This window comes from Mangrovihabitans endophyticus (assembly GCF_014646155.1).
Classification (GTDB): Bacteria; Actinomycetota; Actinomycetes; order Mycobacteriales; family Micromonosporaceae; genus Actinoplanes; species Actinoplanes endophyticus.
The window spans coordinates 146,536-168,754 of the sequence record NZ_BMMX01000005.1 but is presented as its reverse complement, the minus strand read 5'-3'; the positions used below and the strand labels follow the sequence as shown (position 1 = coordinate 168,754).

The following is a 22,219-nucleotide window of genomic DNA, read 5'->3' as shown; positions in this document are numbered from 1 at the left end:
GGGCGACCTCACACTGAGTGAGAGTCCCATTGATCGACAGCCCTGGGCCGGTGGTCATGGATAGTTACTCAAGGTTCACCCACACGACGGCAACGCGGCCGGACGTCCGACCCGAGCAGCGCGTGCCGCTCGCCCGACGCCGGCGATCCGGTCACGCCACCCATGGTCTCCGCGCCCCGCCCGCGGACGACTGGCCGACCGTCTTCTGCGTTCGACGAATTCGTCTGTCACTCATCCGACCGAGAGCGATCGCTCTCAGCGCCGCCATGCCGGTTGCGGCCGGCGACGATACGGCGCGGAAGGAGACCGTCATGGAGGGAATCGCCGTGTTGGCGGCCGTCGCCGTCTTGGTGATGCTGTTCGTCCTGGCCGAGATCGCCGGGGCGGTACTGCCGCTGATCATCGTTATGACCCTGGTGCCACCGGACGAGCGTGACGGCCTCGCCCGCGTGCTCGCCGCGAGCGACAGTTCCCGAAAGCCGCGCCTGTGGCGCGCGCTGCGGGTCGCCGTCAAGGAACGGCGGGCCGCCCTGGCCCGCAAGGATCCGCAACGCAACGCCACCCCCTATCTCAACGCCACGTTCGATCGGGCACCGCGGCACGACGCTCCGATCAACCCACCCCGGCCCGTCGATCCGCCCCCGCCCTATCGAACCGTGCGGAGCGAGCCGCACAGCCCGGCGGGTCAGGGCGAGTAAACCGATCGATGCGCCGCATCGATCATCGCGTGATACCACCCGCCGGTGACGCGGCGATCCCGGGCCAGCGCCGCCCGTGCCGCGTTCGCACCGGGTGCACCGTGCACACCTCCGCCAGGGTGTGCCGATGCGCTCGCCAGGTAGAGCCGGTCCACCGGGGTGTCCGCCCTCCCCAGGCCCGGCACCGGCCGCAGGAACAATTGCTGATAGACCGCCGCGGTTCCGCCGGCCAGCGCGCCGCCGACCAGGCTCGGGTCGGCCTCCTCCAGATCCGCGGGCGAGAAGACGTGACGCCCGACGACGTTCCGGGCGAAGCCCGGCGCGTGGTCCTCGATCACCGCCTCGATGCGTTCCACGTGCGCGGAGATCTCGTCCGCCGACCAGGATTCCCGGTGCGGCAGATGCGTATAGGCCCAGGCCGATTCGGTGCCCTCCGGCGAGTGTGACGGATCCGCCGTGGTCATCTGGCCGAGCAGCAGAAAGGGACGGCGCGGCACCTCTGAAGCCGCGAGCTGTGTGGCGTACCGGGACAGGCCGTCGAGGTCGGCGCCCAGATGCACGGTCCCGGCACCCGCGACGGCCGGGTTGCGCCACGGGATGCGCGACGACACCGCCCAGTCGACCTTGACCGTAGCGCCGTCCCACCGGAAATGCGCCAGGTCCTCGGCGAGCCGCGGCGGTAGCCGGGACGCGCCGACCAGGTCCAGGTAGAGCGCGGGCGCTGGCACGTCGGCCAGCACGGCGCGGCGGGCACGCCGGTCGGACCCGTCCGCGGTCCGTACGCCCATGGCCCGCCCCCGGGCGGTGAGCACGCGCGTCACCCGGGCGCCGTACGTGATCCGGCCGCCCCGTGCGCGCAACCGGTCGACGAGCGCATCGGTGATCCGTTGCGATCCGCCGACCGGGACCGGCCAACCGTGTTCCTGGCCCAGCATGGCCAGCAGCCAGCCGTACACGCCGCTGCCGGGCTGGTCCGGCGACAGATCGGTGTGCAGGCCGCATCCGGCGAGGGCCAGCGCGCCGCCCTGGCCGGCGAAGAGCTCGCGGCCCATCTCGCGGGCGGGCAGCACCACACGCCGCGCCAGTCGCAGCAGGCCGGCGGCACGCAGCCGCCGGGCCAGACGCAGCCCGGCCCGTACCGGCGGGAACGGGCCCAGCACCGCGTCGAGCAGGTGCGGCGAGGCGGCACACCATTCCTCGTACGCGCGTCGCCAGCGTTCGCCGTCCCCGGCGGCGAACTGTTCCATCGAGGCCATGGTGGTGGTGAGGTCGCGGTTGACGGTCGCGGCGCGCCCGTCGGGCAGCAGATGGGTGAACACGTCCGGGGCGTGCGTCCAGGTCAGCCCCTGCTCGTCCAGCCGCAGCGAACGCAGCACCGGTGAGGCGTACCCGAGCGGATAAAACGAGCTGAACAGGTCGCTCAGATATCCGGGGGCGGTGATGTGCCCGGAACGCACCGCGCCGCCGGGCTGGGCGGTCGCCTCCAGCACCTCCACGTCCCAGCCGGCGTCGGCCAGCAGATTAGCCGCGACCAGGCCGTTGTGCCCCGCGCCGATGACCACGGCGTCCACTGCCTCCACGGCCCAGCCCCACCCTTCGCGTTTGCCGCAAACAACCGCAGGGTAGCGGTGACGGGGAGCGAGGGAGCCCGGCACATGACGATGCAGCCGACGGTGGACAAGGAAGCCGAAGACCGCACCGCCGCGGCGAGTCCGCACGAATTGCCGTTCCGCCTCCGCCAGATGCCCTGGCCGGCCTGGCGCCGGGTGCTGTGGCGCAGCATTACCGGCTACCTCGACGACGACTGCGCGGATTTCGCCGGCGCGATGACCTACAGCGCGGTCACCGCGTTGATCCCTGCCCTGCTGGTCGTGGTGGCGCTGGTCAACCTGGTGGCCGACGGTCCGGCCGCGGTCGAGGCGGTGCTCGGCATCCTGCGCGAACTGGGCCTCAGCTCGGTGGTCGCCAACGACACCGTCACCTCCCTGCTCAACTCGCTGCTGGTGGAGCAGAGTTCGGCCCGGGTGCTGCTCGGTTTCGGCCTGCTGATCGCCGTGTGGTCCTCCTCGGGATACGTCGCGGCGTTCACCCGCGCGTCCAACCGCATCTACGGCGTCCGCGAGGGTCGCGCGTGGTGGAAGCTGCAACTGCTGGAGCTCGCCCTGGCCGCGGTCGCGCTGGTGCTGCTCGCCGTGGCGGCGACCGGGCTGGTGATCAGCGGTCCGCTGGTGGACGCGGTGGGCGACCGTCTCGGCGCGGGCGACACCGCGCGCCTGCTCTATTCGGTCGGCCGCTGGCCGGTGCTCGTGGTGATCGCGATTCTGCTGATCTCCCTGCTGTTCTGGATCGCGCCGAACGTCAAACAGCCGAGGTTCCGGTGGCTCACCGTGGGCGGCGCGGTCGCCCTGGTGGTGTGGACGGCGGTGTCCTTCGGGTTCGGCCTGTACGTGGCCAACTTCGGATCCTACGACCGCACGTACGGCAGCCTCGGCGCGGTGATGGCGTTCCTGGTCTGGCTTTACCTGTCCAACACGGCGGTGCTGCTCGGTGTCGAGGTCAACGCCGAGGTGCAGCGCGCCCGGCTGGCCCAGGCCGGTGACGTGCCGACGCGGACGCCGCTGGCGCCGCGGGAGGGTTTGGCCGAGGCGGACCAGGGCACCCGTTAGTCGTGGACGGTGGGAGCCCGGCTGAGCCGGGGAGTACACGAAGGAGGAATTTGCCGTGACTACCGTGACCGAATCCGTCGACGTCGACGTACCGGTGCGCACCGCGTACAACCAATGGACCCAGTTCGAGGAGTTTCCTCGATTCATGAGCGGCGTCACCGAGATCCGCCAGACGGACGCCACCATGACCCATTGGAAGACCGAGATAGACGGTGTGAAGCGCGAATTCGCCGCCGAGATCACCGAGCAGATGCCCGACGAGCGGGTTGCCTGGACTTCCACGGAGGGCAGCAAGCAGGCCGGTGTGGTGACCTTCCATCGGCTCGACGACACGCACACGCGGGTCACCTGCCAGATGGACTTCGAACCGCAGGGCGTCACCGAGCAGGCCGGCGCCCGGCTGGGCTTCCTTGACCGGCAGGTCAAGGGCGACTTGAAGCGGTTCAAGGAGTACATCGAAGGCCGCGGCGGGGTGGAGTCCGGCGGGTGGCGGGGCCAGGTGGACCGGCCCGGCTCATAACGTGCCATCCCTGCCGGGACAGCGGCCGCCGGGGTGACCCCCGGCGGCCGCTTCGTGGGTGGTGCCGACCGGGGTCTACCGCACCGACAGGCTGCCCAGCCCGGCGCGCGCGTCCACCGCGTACCGGTCGTCGGCTCCGGTCCATCCGCGGGCGGCCAGCACCGCGCCGGCCGGTCGCCCGTCGCCGGACCACCAGGGTGTGGACACGTCACCCGCGGCGCCGCCCCGCAACCTGATCAACGTCTTGGTCGCCGGCGGCACGGTCACCGCGACGTCCCCGGCACCGTCGGGCAGGACCACCGGCACGGTGCCACGCGGCGGGGGCAGCCGCAGGGTGATCAGTCCGCCGGCGCCGATGGCGATGCGGCGCAACCGGCCGCCGGCCAGGTCCAGTTCCTGCTCCCCCGCCCCGGCGGGCAGGCGCAGATCCCACCGGACGGCGGAGCTGAGCAGGATCGTCACCGTGTCCGGACCGTTCGTGCCGGTGGGGCGCAGCCGCAGCCGCAGCCCGTCCGGATCCGCGGTGACCGCCGGGGCCAGGCCCGCACCGGGCGGGCTGCTGACCCGGTACAGCAAGCCCGGCAGGTCGGCCGTGCGGACCACGATCCGCGACGCCGCGTCCCGCACGGTGAGGCGCAGGTCGCCCTGTCCGGCCGGGCCACCTTCGACCAGATGACCGGTGCCGGACCGCAGGTCATCAGGGGTTCCGACGGCGCAACCGGCCAGCGCCACCACCGCCACGGCGGTGATCATTGAGCCGGTCAGACTCAGCAGTGATCGCACTATCGGACAACGGATGTTCGGCCGAACGGGTGACGGCGATGCGTCCCCTTCGAGCAAAACTGTCCGGGTGCGATCTGCCGGTTTCCTCTCCCCCCGCCAGCGCCGTGTCGCCTGGACAGCCTTTCTGATCACCGCGTTCCAGGCGCCTCTGGCCGCCAAGCTCGCCGACGACGCGTCGTGGTTGTTCGCCGTGGTTGTGGCGCTGCTCGTGGCCACGGTGATTCTCGCCGACGACGCCCAGCGGCGGCGTCCGATGACCGAGGCCGAGGCGGAGGCCGACTGACGTCAACCGACCTGCACCGGTCACGAGAACCGACGGTCACCCCGGCGTTCCTACCGTCTCAAAGCATGAATGGCCTGTTCAGCGGCCCTGCCGCTCGCGCAGCTCTGCGCTCCGCCCTCGCCGCGCTCGACGAGTTGACAGCCGCGGTCGGCACCGGCTTCGACGCGATGTCTTCCGATCTCCGGCTGCTCGCGGCCGTGGATCAGCACGCGGCCGCGGTGCGCGACAGCCTGGAAGGCGACCTCGAACCGCTCAACCCGGTGATCCTGGCCGCGTACGCGGAGGGCATCCGCGACGCGGCACACAAGCACGGCTGGCGCCCGCCGACCGGTGAGATCGACTGGCGCCACGCCGATTGGGTGATCCACCGCCTGCTGGCGGTCTGCGTGCTCGCCCGCGGCCTCTGACCGGTCGCGGGCTCGCGGCGGTCAGCGTTCGTCGGTGCCCGGACGGCCGCTGGTCGGTTCGTCGCCGGCCGCCGGGGACTCCGCCGTGTCGTCCGCCGCGTCCGACCCGGTCGATCCGGTCGATCCGGTCGATCCGGTCGATCCGGTGCCGGTGCCGGTGCCGGTGCCGGATTCCGCCGCGTCATCGTCGGCCGGCGCGGTCGAGTCGACGCCGACCGCCCGGGACTCCGCGGTGTCGTCATCCGGGCCTGGCGCGTCCGGAACCGCCCGGGACTCCGCCGTGTCGTCATCCGGGCCTGGCGCGTCCGGAACCGCCCGGGACTCCGCCGTGTCGTCGTCTGAACTGGGCGGAATCACCTGAGTTCGTTCGGCGGGCGCTTCGCTGCGCGGCGGCAGCACCTGGGTCTGGCTCGCCTCGTCCTCGTGGTGCTCGGGCAGCTCGTCGCGATCGAAACCAGGAATCATGTGCGGACGATCATCGACCGCTTCGAGGTCGACGGCGGTGTCTGTCGCGCGTCGCGGTCGCGCAGGGTTCGACACATCGATGACCTGCGTCTCCTCGGACGACGCCGCTTCCAGGGCCGCCCGGTCGGCCGCGGCCTGCCGCTCCTCCTCTGCCTTGCGCGCCTCTTCCGCCCTGCGCGCCTCTTCCGCCTTGCGGGCCTCTTCCGCCTTGCGGGCCTCTTCGGCCTTGCGCGCTTCCTCCGCCCTGCGCGCCTCTTCCGCCTTGCGGGCCTCCTCGGCCTTGCGGGCCTCTTCGGCCTTGCGCGCTTCCTCCGCCCTGCGCGCCTCCTCCGCCTTGCGCGCCTCCTCAGCCTTGCGAGCCTCCTCCGCCCTGCGCGCCTCCTCGGCCTTGCGCGCCTCCTCGGCCTTGCGCGCCTCCTCAGCCTTGCGCGCCTCCTCCGCCAGCCGGGCCCGCTCCTCCGCATACGTGCGTGCCTGCTCCCGGATGGCGACCGACTCGGCACCGGCCCGGTCCAGCCACACCTCCCACCGGCTCTGCATGGGCCGGATCAGGCCGCCGCCGACGCCCACCACCAGCACGCCGACGATGATGGCCAGCACCGCGATCAGCAACGGCTGCGTCACCGAGGTGGCGATCCGCACCTGGTCCAGCGCGGCGATCACGCCCAGCGCGATGATCAGGCCGGATGCGACGCGGGCGAGCAGCCTGCCGTAGCTCAGCCCGCCCAGGGCGCTGACGATCAGGTCGTGCGCCGCGCCGGCGATGGCCGCCGCCACCACGATGATCACGATGGCCACGAACGCCCGCGGGAGCCACGCGATCACCGAGGTGAGCAGGTCACTGACCGCGTTCGGGCCCCAGATGCCGAAGGCGAGCTGCAGGGCGATGAGCATGACCGCGTAGAAGGCGATCTTCGCGCAGAGGTCGCTGGCGTCGATGCGGGCGCCGCGCAGTGCCCGGCCCACCGGACCGCGCTCGACCGCCCGGTCGAAGCCGACCCGGTGCAACGCCTTGGACACCAGTGTGCGCGCCAGCCTGGCCAGCAGATAACCGATGACCAGGATGGCGACGAACGCCAGCGCGGTCGGCAGGAACAACAACACCGAACGCCACATGTCGCTGAGTCCTCGGCCCAGCCCGTCCCCGGTCATCAGTTCTCCTCGCGTCACAGTTCCGATCGTTTCGCGCCGGTCGGCGACCGGCCTTGACGACCTTAGGACGCCGGAAAGGTTTCCGCTCACCGAACCCCACCAACCACACGCGTATCCCGCCGCATCGCGGGTATAGGGCAGAGAAGCCCCCGACGTACTGCCATGAATCCGACGTTGGGCCCTGCCCGCATCGTCCAAACGGACGATGCGGGCTACGCTGAGCTCATGGTCGGCACGGGAGGATCCACGCTGCCGTCGCAGACGGGTGCGGCGCCCCAAACGGCGAGCACGCCCGCCGGCGACGTCCCCGGGTGCGCGGCGCTGATCCGGTCGGTGGCCTGGGAGCAGACCACGCTCGGCCCGGTGCCGGAGTGGGACCCGGTGGTGCGGGCGACCGTCGATCTCATGCTCGCCTCCCCGGTGCCGATGGCGCTGACCTGCGGCGACGACTACTTGCTGCTCTACAACGACGCGTACGCCCAGGTGATCTCGGCGTGGCATCCGGTGGCGATGGGCCGACCCGCCGCGGAGACCTTCGGGGAGCTGTGGCATTCCTCGGACGTGGGCGGCGTGGTGCAGGAGGTCTATCGCAGCGGCCGGGCGCAGCTCGAACCGGAGACCCAGATGACCTTGCCGCGCGGCGACGCCGGGCGGCCCGAACACGCGTTCTTCACCCGGGGCCACTCCGTGGTGCGGGACAGCCACGACCGGGCCGTCGGCGTGCTGACCGTGGCGGCGGAGACCACGCAGGTGACCCGTCACCTGCAGAGCCTGGGCGAGCTCACGTCGCGTCTCGCGGGCGCCCTGACCATCGACGACGTGGCACGGGTGGTGCTCTCCTACGCCATGTCGTCGTTCGACGTCGACCACTGCGTGTTCGCGGTCGACGACGGCGCCGGATACCGGTACGTGCGCCGCATCCGCGGCGAGATGCTCGACGAGGCCGATGAACGGCTGCCGCCGTTGTGGAAGCGGATCGTCGCGGATGAGGGCTATCCGCTGGTCGCCGTGGCGCAGTCGGGACGAGCCTCGTTCGAACCGGACGGCTCCCCCCTCATGAAGATCGCCAGCGACCGGCACGAGCGGCGGATCCGGGCACTGGCCGCCATCCCGCTGCGCGCGCCGTCCCTGCGGGGCGCGCTGACCGTGGGATATCGCTCGCCGCACCCGTGGCTGCCGGCCGAGCGTGCGTTGCTGGACGCGGCCGGGGAACTGGTGGCGCAGGCCGCCGAGCGGGCCCGCCGGTTCGAGGCCCAACACGGCACCGCCCAGCTACTGCAGCGCAGCATGCTGCCGGAGCATCTGCCGGAGCTGGACACCTTCCGCATCGCGGCACGCTACGACGTCGGGGTGGACGGCAACGCCGCGGGCGGCGACTTCTACGACGCGTTCGAACTGCCCGACGGGCGGCTGGCGATGGTGCTCGGCGACGTGGCCGGGCACGACGTGCGCGCGGCCGCCGTGATGGGCCAGGTCCGGGCGGCGCTGCGCGCGCTCGCGCTGACCGATCCGGCCCCGCCCAGCGTGCTGGCCGGACTGGACCGGCTGGTCGGGTCGCTGGGCGCCGAGTCCCGCAACGAAGAAATCTTCGTGACCGTGGTCTTCGGCCTGCTGGACCCGGCCGACGGGACGATCACGCTGGCCAGCGCGGGCCATCCGCCGCCGGTGCTGCGCCGGGCCGGTTTCCGGGGCGAGCCGGCCACCGCCGAGCTCGTCAAGGTGCCACCGGGCGCCCCGCTGGGCCTGGGCGGACGCTGGCAGACCGGAGTGATCACGATCGAGCCGGGCGACACCATCCTGATGTTCAGCGACGGCGTGGTGGAACGGCGGGGCCGCGCGCTCAACGACGGGCTGGACGCGCTGGTGGCGGCGGCGGCCTCGGCCGGCAGCGGCGACCCGCGCAACCTGTGCTCGCTCGCAACGGGAGCGGTGGAGGGCACCACCGACGACGACGTGGCGGTGCTCGCGGTGGAGCACGCGGTGGCCCTCAGCCGCTCGGCGACCATGCAGGTGGCCGCCGAGCCCACCGGCCCGAGCCGGGTGCGGCAGTGGATGACCAACCGCCTGCGCGAGTGGTCGGTGCCCGAGGCGGTGATCGGCGCGGCCATCCTGTGCACCAGCGAGCTGACCACCAACGCGCTGCTGCACGCCGGCACCCCCGCGCAGGTGCACATCGATCTGAGCGCCGAACGGCTGCTGGTCTCGGTGGCCGACACCGGCACCCGGGGCAGCGTGACCCGGGCCCGCACCGACGCGCTCAGCAGCCGCGGGCGCGGCCTGGGACTGATCGAGGAACTCAGTGACGCCTGGGGGACCGATCCGACGGTGCGCGGGTCGACGGTGTGGTTCGAAATGCTGATTCCGGGCAATGCCGGACCATGACACAGCGCCGCCCGGGAGTCCTCTTCGACGTCGACGGCACCCTCGTCGACAGCACCTACCTGCACACCGTCTCCTGGTGGGAGGCGATCCGTCAGCATTCGCTGGACGTGTCGATGGCCGAGATCCACCGAGCGATCGGCATGGGCTCGGACAAGATCCTCGACCATCTGCTGGGCACCGACCGCGACCGCGATCACGACGCCGAGATGGCGACCGCGCACGACGTGCTGTACGGCGCCTGGTGGGAACGCCTGCGTCCGCTGCCCGGCGCCGGCGATCTGCTGCGGGCGTGCGCCGACGGCGGCCTCGCCGTGGTGCTGGCGTCCTCGGCGAGCGGCGCCGAGCTCCAGCACCTGTGCCGGGTGCTGGACTCCGACGAGGTGATCACCGCGGCGACCTCCTCGGCCGATGCGGAGCAGAGCAAGCCCGAGCCGGACATCCTGGCCGCGGCGCTGGACCAGTCGCAGGTCGACCCGCGCCGGGCGGTGTTCGTCGGCGACGCGGTCTGGGACGTGGCCGCCGCCGCCAAGCTGGACATTCCGTGCATCGGGCTGACCTGCGGTGGCACCAGCGCGGCCGAGCTGACCGACGCCGGCGCGGTGTGCACGTACGCGAATCCGGCGCAGCTACGGGAGCATCTGGCCGACACCCCCATCGCCGACCTGAAGTGACGGTGAAAGCCGCCGCGGTTATCCGCGGCGTGGCGTGGGCATTCGCTTCGGCGTGCAGACGTCCGACCTGATCTTCGCCCTGCTCGGCGTGGGCGCCCTGCTGGCCGGCATCCTGCCCCGCGTGGTGGAACGGCGGCCGCTGTCCATGCCGATCGCCTTCCTCGCCCTGGGCATGATCGTCTTCGCGTTGCCGCTGGGCCTGCCGGAGATCAACCCGCTGGATCACAAGAACGTGGCGCAGCACCTGACCGAGATCGGCGTGGTGGTCGCCCTGATGGGCGCCGGCTTGAAGATCGACCGCCCGTTCGGCGGTCGGCGCTGGTCGTCGACCCGGCGCATGCTGATCGTGGCCATGCCGGTGAGCATCGCCGGGGTGGCGCTGCTGGGCTGGTGGTGGGCCGGCCTGGTACCGGCCGCCGCGGTGCTGCTGGGCGCGTCGCTGGCGCCCACCGATCCGGTGCTGGCCGCCGAGGTCCAGGTCGGCGAGCCCAGCGACGACCAGGATTCCGAGGACGAGGTGCGGTTCACGCTCACCTCGGAGGCCGGGCTCAACGACGGGCTGGCGTTCCCGTTCGTCTACGCGGCGATCGCGATCGCGGTGGCCGCCCGCACCGACGACGACTGGCTGGGCCGCTGGGCACTGATGGACGTGCTCTACCGCACCGCGGTCGGCGCGGCTGGCGGCGTGGTGGTGGGCCGCCTGCTCGGCCGCCTGTTCTTCCGCGCCCGGTGGGAGTCGCTGCGGCTGTCCCGCCACTCCGAGGGTTTCCTCGTGCTGGCCGCCACCTTCCTCGCGTACGGGCTGGTGGAGCTGGTCGGCGGGTACGGCTTCCTGGCGGTGTTCCTCGCCGGCCGGGGCATCCGGTCGGCCGAACGCACCCACGAGTACCACCAGGTGTTGCACGACTTCGCCGAGCAGATCGAGCGGCTGATGACGGTGCTGCTGCTCCTGCTGTTCGGCGGCGCCGTGGTGAGCGGCCTGCTCGCCCCGCTGACCTGGCCCGCGGCGCTGACCGGGCTGGCGTTGATCCTGGTGATCCGGCCGCTGGCCGGGTTCCTCTCGCTGCGCGGAGCACCCGGGACCGCCGCGCAGCATTGGGTCATCGCGGCGTTCGGCATCCGCGGCATCGGGTCGTTCTATTACCTCGCCTATGCGACGGCGCACGCATACTTCCTCGACATCGGACTGCTGTGGGCGACCATCGGGTTCGTCGTCCTGGTGTCGGTCGTGGTGCACGGCGTGGCGGGCACTCCGGTGATGCAGCTACTGGATCGGTCGAACACAAGAACACGCTCCGTAGCGGAAACTCGCTAATTTGCGACATTGAACCCCGTGGTGGTGGCGGAGCGTATTTATTCGCGTAAGGTGTTCGGCAATCAGCTACGTCCACCATGGAGCGGCACATGCGGATCAGAGGCTTCGCGCCCTCGACACCCTGCTGGGTCGAGCTGGCGAGCGCAGACCCCGGCCGGGCGCAGGATTTCTATGCGTCCCTGTTCGGCTGGGAACCGGCCGGCGACCGATTCAAGCTGGACGGGCGCGCGGCGGCGGGCCTGACCCGGGCGCGGCCGGGTCGTCCGGCCGGATGGGTGACCTATCTGTCCGTCGAGGACCTGGGCGCCTCGGTACACCAGTTCGCGGCCGCCGGTGGGCGATGCCTGAGCGGCCCCACCGACGGGCACGGCGGCCAGGGCGCGATCGTGTCCGATCCGTCCGGTGCGGTGCTGGGGCTGTGGCAGCCCGGCGACTTCGCGGGCACCCAGGTGGGCGGCGAGCCGGGCACCATGGCCTGGCCCGAGCTGCTGACCGCGGACCCGCAGGCGGCGGCGGAGTTCTACGGCCGCGCGTGCGGCTGGACGCTGCGCGACGAGGTGGGCAGCCACGGCGGGCGCGGCGAGTGGCTGACCGCGGCACACAACGCCATGGCCGGGATCGCGCCGGGCGGGCGCACCGCCTGGTGGCGGTGCTCGTTCCAGGTGGCCGACTGCGACGCCGCGGTGGAGAACGCGATGCGCCTGGGCGGCCGGGTCGTCGTCGAGCCGACCGACATGGGCATCGGCAGCTATGCCGAGTTGCGCGACCCGTTCGGCGCGGCGTTCGCGGTGACCGCCCCGTCCACCCAGCCGGTGGAACTGACCCTAGCCTTCAGCGACATCGCCGGAATGGAACTGACCTTCCCGGGGTAGCAGAACGGGTGTACGAAACGACACCGGTGTCGGCATCCCCGACGGAGCGAAAGGCCAGAGCCATGAGCAGCCCCAATCCGAAGGTCTCCGGCAACCCCGGCTCGAACACGATCAAGGACCCGGAGGACTGGACGACCGGTGCGCAGCCGGCCACCGGCGCCCAGGAGTCATACCTGCACACGCTGGCCGAGGAGGCCCACGAGGACGTGCCGGACGACCTGAGCAAGGCGGACGCCTCCCGCATGATCGACGAGTTGCAGGAGAAGACCGGCCGCGGCAACTGACGACACCCACCGCCTGACAAGAAGGGGGCCGGCCCGCTGGGGCCGGCCCCCTTCTTTTCCACCCATCCGTCAACTGGAGTTGACATCCCCTCCCTGTCAACGTAGGTTGACGTCATGACCGAAGCCACCGACCTGGCCGCCGCCGCCGGCAGCGCCGACCCCCGGGTGGGCCTGCGCGCGGTGGTCGCCCTGCGCCGCCTGCTGGAGGGCCTTGAGCACCTGCAGGTGGCCAACGCCCGCCGCAACGGCTGGTCCTGGCAGGAGATCGCCGACGCACTCGAGGTGACCCGCCAGGGCGTTCACAAGAAGCACGCGAGCCGGATGCCGATGAAAGATCCACGGGAGGACTGACATGTTCGAGCGTTTCACCCAACCGGCCCGCGACGCGGTGATCCGCGCCCAGGCCGAGGCACGGGACCTGGGCCAGTCCCCCATCGGCACGCAGCACGTGCTGCTCGCCATGCTCGCCGACGAGACCGGGCCGATCGCCGCGCTGGTGCGCGACGCCGGGGTGGACGCGCGCAGCGTGCGCGCCGAAATCATCCGCCGGGCCACACCGGATCAGCAGACCCCGCCGCCCGCGGACACCGACGCCGAGGACGCCGCCGCGCTGCGGTCGATCGGCATCGACCTGGACGCGGTGCGCAGCGCTATCGAGGAGAACTTCGGGCCCGGCGCCCTGCGGCTGCCCCGCGACGCCGAGCCGCCCCGGCGCGGCCCGATGGCCCGGCTCTTCTCCGCAGGACACATACCGTTCTCGCCCCGCGCCAAGAAGGTGCTTGAGCTCTCGCTGCGCGAGGCGATCCGGCTGAAGCACAAGTACATCGCCGCCGAGCACATCCTGCTGGGCGTCCTGCGTGAGGGCGACGGCATGGCCGCGGCCATCCTGGCGGACGCGGGCGTGGACTTCGACCGGCTCCGCGCCGACCTCACCGCCTCGCTGCGCGACCGCGCGGCATGACCGGCCGGGCTCGTCACGGCAGTTCCCTCTCCTCGATCGGCAGGACGTGCTCGGCGGTGAAGCCGAGCAGGCGCAGCGCCGGGTCCAGGTCGATCGGCACGGTCCGGCCGGTGAACACCGGCCGGGGCACGTCCGGGTGGTACCGGTCCAGCAGCGCCTGCGTCGGGTACGGGGAGAGCGTCTCGCGGGCCGCGACGTAGACCACGTGACAGCCGCGCTCGGCCGGGTCGAGGGCGGCGAGCAGCGCCCGCGCGGCGTCCCGGGCGTCCAGATAACTCCACACCTCGGCGGCACCCCGGCCCGGGTCGTCGGTGAAGCGCCGCACCATCTCGCACAGCCGCCCCTCGGGCGTGCCGACGAACGGCAGCCGCAGCGCCACCACCGACATGCCGTAACACCGGACGGCCATCGCGGCGGTGCCTTCGTCGGCGCTCTTGGACAGCGCGTACGGGTCGGTGATCTGCAGTGGCAGCGCGGTGTCCACCGGCAGGTACGGCATGGTCAGCGGGACGCGCGCGAACGGCAGCCCGCAGATGGCGTAGCTGCTGGCGATCGCCGCGCGCCGGATCCCGGCTCGCCCGGCGTGGTCGAGCACGGTGAACGTGGCCAGCGTGTTGCCGCCGAACACCCGCTCGCCCGGGTCGCGGGTGGGCGTCGCAATGGCGGCCAGATGGATCACCGCGTCGGCGTCGCGCAGCGCCCGGTCCACCACCTCGGGATCGCCGGCGTCGCCCACCACGACCCGGTCGGCGCGCAACTTCCGGCCGGGATCGTCGAGCACCAGCGCGGTGGCCGCGACACCCCGGTGCGCGAGCAGGTCCAGCACGGCACCGCCGATCAACCCGGCGGCCCCGGTGACCAGTACCCGGTTCACCGCTGCTCGACCCTCTGCAGGCGTTCGCTCCCGTCCGCCGGCCGCACCGCGGCCCACAGCAACCGATCACGCCACCGGCCATGGACGAGGAAGTGGTCGCGCAGATGGCCCTCCCGGGACATGCCGATCTTCTCCAGCACCCGGACAGACCCGGAATTGTGCGGGTCGCAGGTGGCACTGACCTTGTGCAGACCGAGGTGGTCGAAGGCGAAGCCCAGCACGGCCCCGGCGGCCTCGGTGGCCAGCCCCTGCCCCCACGTGGGCCGGGCGAACACGTACCCCATCGAGCCGCGCCGGTGGGCCGCCTCCTCGACGCGCAGTTCCACGGCGCCGATCACGGCGCCGGCATGCTCGGCCGCCAGCGCGTACCGGATGCGTGGCGACGCGGACGCCGCGGCGATGACCATGTCGAGGAAGAAGGTGGTCTCGGCCGGGGTGTTGGGTCCCCAATCAATGAACTTGGCAACGTCGGGATCGGAGGCGTACGCGTGCACCGCGGCGTGGTCGTCGTGGACGAACTCGCGCAGCACCAACCGGGATGTCGTCAGCGGCTCCACGTCCCGCACCGTAGTCGATCGGAGACGGCCGTCACTGGTATTTCAGATTTGAAGGAACTATTCTGGCGTGGTGAGCCGACCGTTGACCGACGTGGAGCAGACCTGCTGGCGGGCCTACGTGGAGAGCAGTTGGGCGCTGCACACCCGCCTGGAGGACGAACTGCGCGCGGCGACCGGGCTCAGCATGGCCGACTACCACGTGATGGTGGTGCTCTCCGAGGCGCCGGACCGCCGCCTCCGCATGGGCGAGCTGGCCGGCCGGCTCGTCTTCTCCCCCAGCCGGATCACCTACCAGATCGCCTCGATGGTCAAGCGCGGCCTGGTCCGCAAGCAGTCCTGCCCGCAGGACGGCCGCGGCCAGGAGGCGATGCTCACCGACGCGGGCATGGCCGAGCTGGTCCGGGCCGCGCCGCTGCACCTGACCACCGTCCGGGAGAGCTTCATCGATCACCTCGACCCCGAGGAACTTGCCGTGATCGCCCGCGCGTTCACCAAGATCAGGAAGGCCTGACATGCCTGCCATCACCGTCGACGACGTCCTGGTCCTGCCGCGGTTGCCGCGGCTGGACCCCGCCACCACCACCGTCCGGCCGGTGCACCGGCTCATTCGCGGGTGTGCCGCTGACCGAGTTGGACCCGTTCATCCACCGATCGACGGGATCATGGACCACCAGGACTCGCAGGGCGGCGGCGGCACCATCACCGACGGCGACACCCAGTGGATGACCGCCGGCGAGGGCATCCTGCACATCGAGACGCCGCCGGAGCACCTGGTCGCCAGCGGCGGGCTGTTCCACGGACTGCAGCTCTGGGTGAACCTGCCGCGCGCGGCCAAGATGATCGCCCCGAAATACCAGGACATCCGGGGCCGCGCGGCGGCGCTGCTCACCACGCCGGACGGCGGCGGCCTGATCCGGGTGATCGCCGGTGAGGTCGGCGGGCGGAGCGGGCCGGGGTCCACGCACACCCCGATCAACCTGGCGCACGTGAGCCTGCAACCCGGGGCACGCCTGGACCTGCCCTGGCCACGCGACCACAACGCGCTGGTCTACGTGCTGGCCGGGCGCGGCACGGTGGGGCCGCGGCAGCAGCCGGTGCACGTCGGCCAGCTCGTGGTGCACGGCTCCGGGGACGCCATCCGGGTGGAGGCGGACGCCTCCCAAGACGCCAACGTGCCCGCAATGGAGTTGTTCGTCATGGGAGGGCAACCGATCCGGGAGCCGGTGGCGCACTACGGTCCGTTCGTGATGAACACCCGGGCGGAACTGGTGCAGGCGTTCGAGGACTACCAGAAGGGCCGGCTGGGCGTGATCCCGGCGGGCCGCATCCCGCACACCGGCTGAGCGTCAACGGCCCTCAGAACAGGAACAGCATGGCTCCGACGCCGGCCAGCACCATCACGAGCATGGCGATGAGCAAGCCCTTCTCGGCGGAGGCGGCGGTGTCGGCGGCGGCAACGGCGGGGGTCAGCGGCTCGGAGCTCATCGGGGGTCCTCCGTGAGGGGTGCGACAGCGGGACGGCGTCGGGGTGCGGACTCCGGCCGGCGGGCCTACCGTGAGACCGTCGCCGACCAGGGAGGTTGCCCGTGCACCTGCAGGATTGGTTCCTGATCGAGCAGGAGCGGGACAACGCTGACTCCGGGTTACCCATATGGTCCTCCGGAAACACCGCCCAACCGCTTATTCACGGAAAAACGTACTTCGACTGCCTGGTGAACGAAGTGCATCGGCTGCGGGCCGGCGACCACCTGTTCTTCACCGACTGGCGGGGCGACCCGGACGAACGGATGCGCGACGACGGTCCGACCGTGTCCGAGTTGTTCGCCGACGCGGCCGAGCGCGGCGTCGTGGTGAAGGGCCTGCTCTGGCGCTCACACCTGGACAAGCTGGAATACAGCGAGGAAGAGAACCGCAATCTCAGCGAGAAAGTGCGCGACGCGGGCGGCGAGGTGCTGCTGGACCAGCGCGTACGGCGTGGCGGCTCACACCACCAGAAGCTGGTCGTGCTGCGCCACCCCGGCCGGCCCGAGCTGGACGTGGCGTTCGCCGGCGGTATCGACCTGTGCCACAGCCGCCGCGACGACGCCGACCACCACGGCGACCCGCAGCCGATCCGGATGGCCGAGGCGTACGGGCCGAACCCGCCGTGGCACGACGTGCAGCTCGCCTTGCGCGGTCCGGTCGTCGGCCTGCTGGACCTGACGTTCCGGGAACGCTGGCGCGACCCGACCGACCTGGTGCAGCACGGGCCGATCGCCACCGTCGAGGACAAGCTCAAGGGCGCCGACATGAGCGCCGACACGTTGCCCGAGCGGCCGGCCGACCCGCCCGCATGCGGTCCGCTGAACGTCCAGGTGCTGCGCACCTACCCGGCGATGCGTCCGCCGTACCAGTTCGCCCCGCTCGGCGAGCAGACCATCGCCCGTGGCTACACCAAGACCATCCGGCGTGCCCGGCGGCTGATCTACCTGGAGGACCAATACTTGTGGTCGGCCGAGGTGGCCCGGCTGTTCGCCGACGCCCTGCGCGCCCAGGACGACCTGCACCTGATCGCGGTGGTGCCGCGCCACCCGGACGTGGACGGACGGTTCGCGCTGCCGCCCAACCAGATCGGCCGCCAGAAGGCGATCGACCTGTGCACGATGGCCGCCCCGGGTCGGGTGCACGTGTTCGACGTGGAGAACCACGAGGGCACCCCGGTCTATGTGCACGCCAAGGTGTGCGTGATCGACGACGTGTGGTGCTGCGTGGGCAGTGACAACTTCAACCGCCGGTCGTGGACCCACGACAGCGAACTGGCGTGCGCGATCCTCGACGACACCCGCGACGAGCGGGCACCGGCCGACCCGGCCGGGCTGGGCGACGGCGCCCGCGTCTTCGCCCGCGACCTGCGCCTGTCGCTGATGCGCGAGCACCTGGACCGCGGCGACGACGACAAGGACCTGGTCGATCCGGGCACCGCGATCGAGGCGGTCACGCGCAGCGCCGAGGCGCTGCGCGACTGGCACCGCGGCGGGCGCACCGGCCCCCGACCACCCGGGCGTCTGGTGCCGCATGAGACCCGGCAGTTGCCGTGGTATCAGCGATGGTGGGCCGCACCGGCGTACCGGCTGATGTATGACCCGGATGGCCGGCCGTGGCGGGATCGGCGCGCCGACCGCTGGTGACCGGCGGCGGGCCGGTTCGGACGGCCGGGCCGTTCAGAAGGTCAGCACCCGGCGGGCGTCCATGATCACGGCGGGGCTGGCCAACACCGCCCAGCTCCCGAACACCGACCGGAAATAGTCGCCGTGTTCTCGCGCGATGGCGGGGTCGTGCAGGGCCACATCCAGTTCGTTGACGATGCTGAGGTCGACGAAGGCACGCAGTTGGGCCGCGGTCGGCGCTTCCACCGTCTGAGTGAACCGGCTGCGGATCTGCCCGGTGCGCGACAGCGCCCGCCACGTGTGCCCCCGGTCGCAGCCGCCGTAGCGATAGACGATGGCCTCCGCGGGTTCGCCCACGAGCCGGCGCAACCGGTCGCGGTGCGCCACGTCGAGCAGCGCGGTGGCGAAGCCGTCGGTGCCGTAGGCCGCGTGGGTCAGGCCGGCGAGCCGCAGATCGGGCCCGGCGCCCAGGTCGCGCAGCCGGTCGTGCACCCGGCCGAGGTGGTCGTACAGGCTGCCGCCGGCGTGCGGGATCTCCTGCGCGCCGCGGTCACGCAGCCACTGCCGCGCCGCCTCCGCCACGTCCATGCCGGGCTCGCTCCTGCCGGGCTCGCTCATGCCACATGAGCCTAGTCCCGCCCGGGGCGCACCAGACGGCACCCGGTGCGACGAGCCTCCGGTGGGCGGGGCTACAGCCGCCAGCGCGTGGGCACCCAGATCGGGGCCTTCGGAAAGCCGGCGCGGGCCAGCTCGATCTGCCACGCACGCATCGCCGGGCGGCCCGCCGTCTCCCACCGGTCCATCACCTGCACGGCGTCCGCGGTGAGGTCCGCCGCCTGCCGGCCACCGGCGAGGACCGCACCGTCGGTCAGCACCGCGGCACCCGCGCCGCCGCGGCCCAGCAGCGCCAGCACGCCGTCGCCGTAGTCGGGCAACGCGGCCTGAGTGGCGCGCCGGTGCCAGACACCCGCGGCGTACCAGAGGTCGTGATAGGCCACCGCGTCCAGCGGTGGGTTCCATCGTGCGGGCGCGGCCGGGGTGAAGCCGCGCAGCGCGCCGGGCGGAGCCGGTGCGGGATGGCCGAGCGGGTGCGACGCCATCAGCGGCCCGGCCGCGCTCATGAACGCCGCGGCACAGACCACCGAGGCCGTGGTCATGTCGGGCAGGGCCAGCACCGGATGGGTGCCGGCGTGCGCCACCGGCGCGACCACCGGGCCGGCCCCGGTCAGCCGCGCGAACCAGAACGGGGACACCCCGGACACGCCGACGGTGACGATCACCCGGTCGAACTGCCCCGGAGCCCCCCGGTAGCCGTCACCGGTCTGCACCCGTACGCCGGAGCAGCCCGCCGCCTGCACCGCGGCATCCGCCCGCGCGGCCACGTCGGGCTGCACGTCCACGCTTGTCACGGTGGCGCCGAGGGCGGACATCAACGCGGCGTTGTATCCGGTGCCGGCACCGATCTCCAGGATCCGCACACCCGGGCGCACGTCCAGTGCCTGCAACATCGCCGCCATCAGCGACGGCTGGCTGGAGGAGCTGATCGGCACCCGGCCGTCCACCTTGGTGACCAGCACGTCATCGCGATAGACCAGGTCCAGGAAGTCGGCGTCGCCGGGGACCGCCCAGCCGCCGTCGCGGCGCCGGAAACCGTCGGGGACGAAGACCTCCCGCGGCACGGCAGCGAACGCGTCGGCCAGCGCGCCGGTCAGCGGAGCGCCGTCCGGGCGGATCTGCTCGACGTAGCGTGCGCGCAGATCAGTCATGCCCTCCACGGTAGGTCGCGGTCAGCCCGGCCGGGATACCTCCGCGAAGCGGGCGCGCAGCGCCGCCGCGCCGGCCTCGTCGGGGCGGCCGTGCAGCCGCAGCCGGGCCATCCCGCCGTCCGGGTAGATGTCCAGCCGTACGTGCGTGACGGCCGGCGTGGACGCGAGCGGGAACCGATGCGGCGTGTCCGCGGTGAGCGGGGTGGGCGGCAGCAGGGTGACCCAGCCGGCGGGGTCGTCCGGCGAGCCGGTGCGCGCGTCCACGCCCCGCAGACCGGCGCGTCCGGGGGCGTTGCCCTTGAAGTGCCGGGTGTCCAGGTCGGCCAGGTCGATCACGGCCGGCGCGGCCAGCTTCACCAGCACCCAGTCGTTGCCGTCGTCGCGGCGCCGCGACGTCTCCCAGCCGTCACCCATGCACCCCGCCAGTCCGGGCATCAGCATGTTCTGCGGATGCCCGTAGAACATGTCGCTGCATCCGGTGATCCGGGCGCCGTGCTCGGCCGCGGCCACGTCGAACACCGCGGGCAGCAGGTCCGGGTCGGGCACCACCTCACCGTGCACCCGCAGGCGGGCGACGCCGCCGTCCGGGAAGATGCTCAGCCGTACGTGGGTGAACCGGTGCGGACTGTCCACAGTGAACAGGTTGCGACTGTCACCGGACAGCGGTGACCGGGGCACCAGCGGCGTCCACGTCGCCGCACGCAGCGCCGCGGCGTCCGGGTACCCGGTGACCACCAGACCGTCCACCGCCGCGTGCGGCGGGTAGTTGCCGGTGAAGAACGAGGTGTCGACGTCCACCCCGCGGATCACGCCGGGCGCGCCCAGCCGGACGATCACGTGGTCGTGGCCGGGCTCGCCGCGGCGGCGGCGGGTCTCCCAGCCGTCGTACACCTGACCGCGGTGGTCGAAGGTGCGCGGGCTGAACACCGGCGGGTCCGGCGCGAGCAGGTGGTCGGCGGCGGCGAAGAACTCGTCGTTGGCGTGCACGATGCCGCCACCGAAGGTGCGCGACGCCAGGTCGGGCAGGCTGGTGAATTCCTCCATCGGGGTTCCTCTCGCCGTGGCCGTGTGGTGCGGGTGGACCGTCACGACGGTGCCGCGCCGTCCCGGCTCAGGAACACCCCGCCGGGCCGGTCACCGGTCACCGTCCGGCCGCGCAGCCAGGTCGTACGCACCACCCCGGCGAGTTCCCGCCCGGCGTACGGGGTGACCGGGTGCCGATGGTGCAACCGGCCCGGGTCGACGACGAACCGGGCGTCCGGGGCGAAGGCCACCAGGTCCGCGTCCGCGCCCACCGCGAGGCGTCCCTTGCCGGTCAGCCCGACCAGGTCGGCGGGCCGGCGGGCCATCCAGGTCACCACGTCGGCCAGGGTGTGGCCGCGAGCCCGCGCCGCGCTCCAGATCACCGGCAGGCCCAACTGCACCGACGCGATCCCGCCCCAGGCCGCCGCGAAGTCCCCGGTGTCGGCACGTTTGAGCTCCGGCGTGCACGGCGAGTGGTCGCTGACCACGCAGGTGATCAGCCCGTCGGCCAGGGCCGCCCACAGCCGGTCGGCGTTGGCCGCGTCGCGGATCGGCGGGCAGCACTTGAATTCGGTGGCCCCGGACGGGATCTGCTCCGCGTCCAGGGTGAGGTAGTGCGGGCAGGTCTCCGCGGTGATGCGCAACCCGTCCGCGCGCGCCGCGGCGATCAGCGGCAGCGCGCTCGCCGCGGACAGGTGCAGGATGTGCACCCGCGCCCCGGCCGAGCGTGCCGCGCCGATCGCGGTGGCCACCGCGGCGTGCTCGGCGTCCGCCGGGCGGGAGGCGAGGAAATCCGCGTACGCCGGGGAGTGCGCCGCCTCGTGCAGGTGGTACGGGTCCTCGGCGTGCACCACGAACAGCGCCTCGACCGCGGCCAGCGCGCCGGCCAGTTGCTCGGCGTCGACCGGCGGGAACTCCGGCACGCCCGAGTCGGCCAGGAACGCCTTGAAGCCGAACACCCCGGCGTGGTGCAGGGCGGACAGGTCGGCGGCGTTGCCGGGCACGGCCCCGCCCCAGAAACCCACGTCGACGTGGCACTGCCCGGCCGCGGCGTGCTGCTTGATCCGCAGCGCCTCCGCGCTGGTGGTGGGCGGCAGGCTGTTCAGCGGCATGTCGATGATGGCGGTGACGCCACCGGCCGCGGCGGCGCGGGTGGCGGTGGCGAAGCCCTCCCACTGGGTGCGGCCCGGCTCGTTGACGTGCACGTGTGTGTCGACCAGGCCGGGCAGCAGGGCCACGTCGCCCAGGTCGACGTCCTCGGCGGCGTTCACCGGGGCGTCGTAGGCGTCCACCGCGACGATCACCTCGCCCCGCACCGAGACCGCCGCGGGCTGCTCCCCGTCCGGGGTGACGGCGCGACGGGACCGCACCACGAGATCCACCATGACGGCGAG

General features: G+C 72.4%; 23 protein-coding genes and 3 pseudogenes. 16 read left to right on the top strand and 10 right to left on the bottom strand.

Going from position 1 to position 22,219, the window contains the following annotated elements:
- The first annotated feature begins 311 nt into the window (after positions 1 to 311).
- Positions 312 to 698, top strand: coding sequence for a hypothetical protein (locus IEY73_RS09740; protein ID WP_189078791.1), 387 nt, complete (start codon positions 312 to 314; stop codon positions 696 to 698).
- On the opposite strand, the gene IEY73_RS09735 is transcribed toward IEY73_RS09740, so the two are convergent.
- Positions 686 to 2,278, bottom strand: a complete 1,593-nt coding sequence (locus tag IEY73_RS09735; RefSeq protein ID WP_189078790.1) for a phytoene desaturase family protein — start codon at positions 2,276 to 2,278, stop codon at positions 686 to 688. The genes IEY73_RS09740 and IEY73_RS09735 overlap by 13 nt on opposite strands.
- 75 nt (positions 2,279 to 2,353) lie before the next feature.
- Between IEY73_RS09735 and IEY73_RS09730 the strand changes: the two genes are divergently transcribed.
- Both IEY73_RS09730 and IEY73_RS09725 read left to right on the top strand, forming a co-directional pair.
- Positions 2,354 to 3,364: a YihY/virulence factor BrkB family protein gene (locus tag IEY73_RS09730; protein WP_306661480.1), complete on the top strand. Its 1,011-nt coding sequence runs from the start codon at positions 2,354 to 2,356 to the stop codon at positions 3,362 to 3,364.
- Positions 3,365 to 3,419: 55 nt separating this feature from the next.
- The gene (locus IEY73_RS09725) at positions 3,420 to 3,884 is read left to right on the top strand and encodes an SRPBCC family protein (RefSeq protein WP_189078789.1); all 465 of its coding nucleotides are present in this window, start codon (positions 3,420 to 3,422) and stop codon (positions 3,882 to 3,884) included.
- 75 nt (positions 3,885 to 3,959) lie between these two features.
- Here IEY73_RS09725 and IEY73_RS09720 read toward each other — a convergent pair whose 3' ends face one another.
- Positions 3,960 to 4,637 carry a hypothetical protein gene (locus IEY73_RS09720; RefSeq protein WP_229715706.1) on the bottom strand — a complete coding sequence of 226 codons (678 nt, stop codon included), beginning with the start codon at positions 4,635 to 4,637 and terminating at the stop codon, positions 3,960 to 3,962.
- A gap of 97 nt (positions 4,638 to 4,734) precedes the next feature.
- Between IEY73_RS09720 and IEY73_RS09715 the strand changes: the two genes are divergently transcribed.
- Together IEY73_RS09715 and IEY73_RS09710 are read left to right on the top strand one after the other, a co-directional pair.
- On the top strand, positions 4,735 to 4,950 hold the full coding sequence (locus IEY73_RS09715) for a hypothetical protein (protein WP_229715705.1): 216 nt from the start codon (positions 4,735 to 4,737) through the stop codon (positions 4,948 to 4,950).
- A 65-nt stretch (positions 4,951 to 5,015) separates the two neighbouring features.
- Positions 5,016 to 5,357, top strand: coding sequence for a DUF6401 family natural product biosynthesis protein (locus IEY73_RS09710; RefSeq protein ID WP_189078788.1), 342 nt, complete (start codon positions 5,016 to 5,018; stop codon positions 5,355 to 5,357).
- Positions 5,358 to 5,378: 21 nt separating this feature from the next.
- On the opposite strand, the gene IEY73_RS09705 is transcribed toward IEY73_RS09710, so the two are convergent.
- Positions 5,379 to 6,974, bottom strand: coding sequence for a mechanosensitive ion channel family protein (locus tag IEY73_RS09705; RefSeq protein WP_189078787.1), 1,596 nt, complete (start codon positions 6,972 to 6,974; stop codon positions 5,379 to 5,381).
- Between the two features lie 225 nt (positions 6,975 to 7,199).
- Here IEY73_RS09705 and IEY73_RS09700 point away from each other — a divergent pair, with 225 nt between their 5' ends.
- The 8 genes and pseudogenes from IEY73_RS09700 to IEY73_RS34510 all read left to right on the top strand — a co-directional run.
- A complete protein-coding gene (locus tag IEY73_RS09700; RefSeq protein WP_189078786.1) occupies positions 7,200 to 9,356 on the top strand; it encodes an ATP-binding SpoIIE family protein phosphatase in 2,157 nt (718 codons plus the stop codon).
- Positions 9,353 to 10,027 (top strand): HAD family hydrolase, encoded by a 675-nt coding sequence (locus IEY73_RS09695; protein ID WP_189078785.1) that lies wholly within the window; start codon positions 9,353 to 9,355, stop codon positions 10,025 to 10,027. Before IEY73_RS09700 ends, IEY73_RS09695 begins: the two co-directional genes overlap by 4 nt.
- A gap of 34 nt (positions 10,028 to 10,061) precedes the next feature.
- Positions 10,062 to 11,342, top strand: coding sequence for a cation:proton antiporter (locus IEY73_RS09690; RefSeq protein WP_229715704.1), 1,281 nt, complete (start codon positions 10,062 to 10,064; stop codon positions 11,340 to 11,342).
- 89 nt (positions 11,343 to 11,431) lie between these two features.
- Entirely contained in the window at positions 11,432 to 12,214 is a 783-nt protein-coding gene (locus tag IEY73_RS09685; RefSeq protein WP_229715703.1) for a VOC family protein, read from the top strand.
- A gap of 62 nt (positions 12,215 to 12,276) precedes the next feature.
- Complete coding sequence (locus tag IEY73_RS09680) at positions 12,277 to 12,498, top strand: DUF3072 domain-containing protein (protein WP_189078783.1); 222 nt, start codon at positions 12,277 to 12,279, stop codon at positions 12,496 to 12,498.
- Between the two features lie 114 nt (positions 12,499 to 12,612).
- Complete coding sequence (locus IEY73_RS09675) at positions 12,613 to 12,849, top strand: helix-turn-helix domain-containing protein (RefSeq protein ID WP_189078782.1); 237 nt, start codon at positions 12,613 to 12,615, stop codon at positions 12,847 to 12,849.
- Between the two features lies 1 nt (position 12,850).
- A pseudogene (locus IEY73_RS34515) lies at positions 12,851 to 13,030 on the top strand (Clp protease N-terminal domain-containing protein); the annotation flags it as partial.
- Between the two features lie 207 nt (positions 13,031 to 13,237).
- Positions 13,238 to 13,459, top strand: a pseudogene (locus tag IEY73_RS34510) (Clp protease N-terminal domain-containing protein); the annotation flags it as partial.
- A 13-nt stretch (positions 13,460 to 13,472) separates the two neighbouring features.
- On the opposite strand, the gene IEY73_RS09665 reads toward IEY73_RS34510, so the two are convergent.
- Together IEY73_RS09665 and IEY73_RS09660 are read right to left on the bottom strand one after the other, a co-directional pair.
- Positions 13,473 to 14,333 carry an NAD-dependent epimerase/dehydratase family protein gene (locus IEY73_RS09665; protein WP_229715702.1) on the bottom strand — a complete coding sequence of 287 codons (861 nt, stop codon included), beginning with the start codon at positions 14,331 to 14,333 and terminating at the stop codon, positions 13,473 to 13,475.
- Complete coding sequence (locus tag IEY73_RS09660) at positions 14,330 to 14,890, bottom strand: GNAT family N-acetyltransferase (protein WP_189078780.1); 561 nt, start codon at positions 14,888 to 14,890, stop codon at positions 14,330 to 14,332. Before IEY73_RS09660 ends, IEY73_RS09665 begins: the two co-directional genes overlap by 4 nt.
- A gap of 70 nt (positions 14,891 to 14,960) precedes the next feature.
- On the opposite strand from IEY73_RS09660, the gene IEY73_RS09655 reads away from it, so the two are divergent.
- Complete coding sequence (locus IEY73_RS09655; RefSeq protein ID WP_189078779.1) at positions 14,961 to 15,401, top strand: MarR family winged helix-turn-helix transcriptional regulator; 441 nt, start codon at positions 14,961 to 14,963, stop codon at positions 15,399 to 15,401.
- A 1-nt stretch (position 15,402) separates the two neighbouring features.
- Positions 15,403 to 16,233, top strand: a pseudogene (locus IEY73_RS09650) (pirin family protein).
- A 13-nt stretch (positions 16,234 to 16,246) separates the two neighbouring features.
- Here the strand turns inward: IEY73_RS09650 and IEY73_RS34080 are convergent.
- Entirely contained in the window at positions 16,247 to 16,375 is a 129-nt protein-coding gene (locus IEY73_RS34080) for a hypothetical protein (RefSeq protein WP_268240431.1), read from the bottom strand.
- Positions 16,376 to 16,476: 101 nt separating this feature from the next.
- Between IEY73_RS34080 and IEY73_RS09645 the strand changes: the two genes are divergently transcribed.
- The gene (locus IEY73_RS09645; protein WP_189078777.1) at positions 16,477 to 18,057 is read left to right on the top strand and encodes a phospholipase D family protein; all 1,581 of its coding nucleotides are present in this window, start codon (positions 16,477 to 16,479) and stop codon (positions 18,055 to 18,057) included.
- A 33-nt stretch (positions 18,058 to 18,090) separates the two neighbouring features.
- Here IEY73_RS09645 and IEY73_RS09640 read toward each other — a convergent pair whose 3' ends face one another.
- The 4 genes from IEY73_RS09640 to allB all read right to left on the bottom strand — a co-directional run bounded on the left by IEY73_RS09640 (position 18,091) and on the right by allB (position 22,210).
- Positions 18,091 to 18,654, bottom strand: a complete 564-nt coding sequence (locus IEY73_RS09640; protein WP_229715701.1) for a DUF6817 domain-containing protein — start codon at positions 18,652 to 18,654, stop codon at positions 18,091 to 18,093.
- A gap of 71 nt (positions 18,655 to 18,725) precedes the next feature.
- A complete protein-coding gene (locus IEY73_RS09635; protein WP_189078776.1) occupies positions 18,726 to 19,802 on the bottom strand; it encodes a protein-L-isoaspartate O-methyltransferase family protein in 1,077 nt (358 codons plus the stop codon).
- A gap of 21 nt (positions 19,803 to 19,823) precedes the next feature.
- A complete protein-coding gene (gene alc, locus IEY73_RS09630) occupies positions 19,824 to 20,846 on the bottom strand; it encodes an allantoicase (protein WP_189078775.1) in 1,023 nt (340 codons plus the stop codon).
- A 41-nt stretch (positions 20,847 to 20,887) separates the two neighbouring features.
- Positions 20,888 to 22,210 (bottom strand): allantoinase AllB, encoded by a 1,323-nt coding sequence (gene allB, locus IEY73_RS09625; protein WP_189078774.1) that lies wholly within the window; start codon positions 22,208 to 22,210, stop codon positions 20,888 to 20,890.
- Positions 22,211 to 22,219 lie beyond the last annotated feature (9 nt).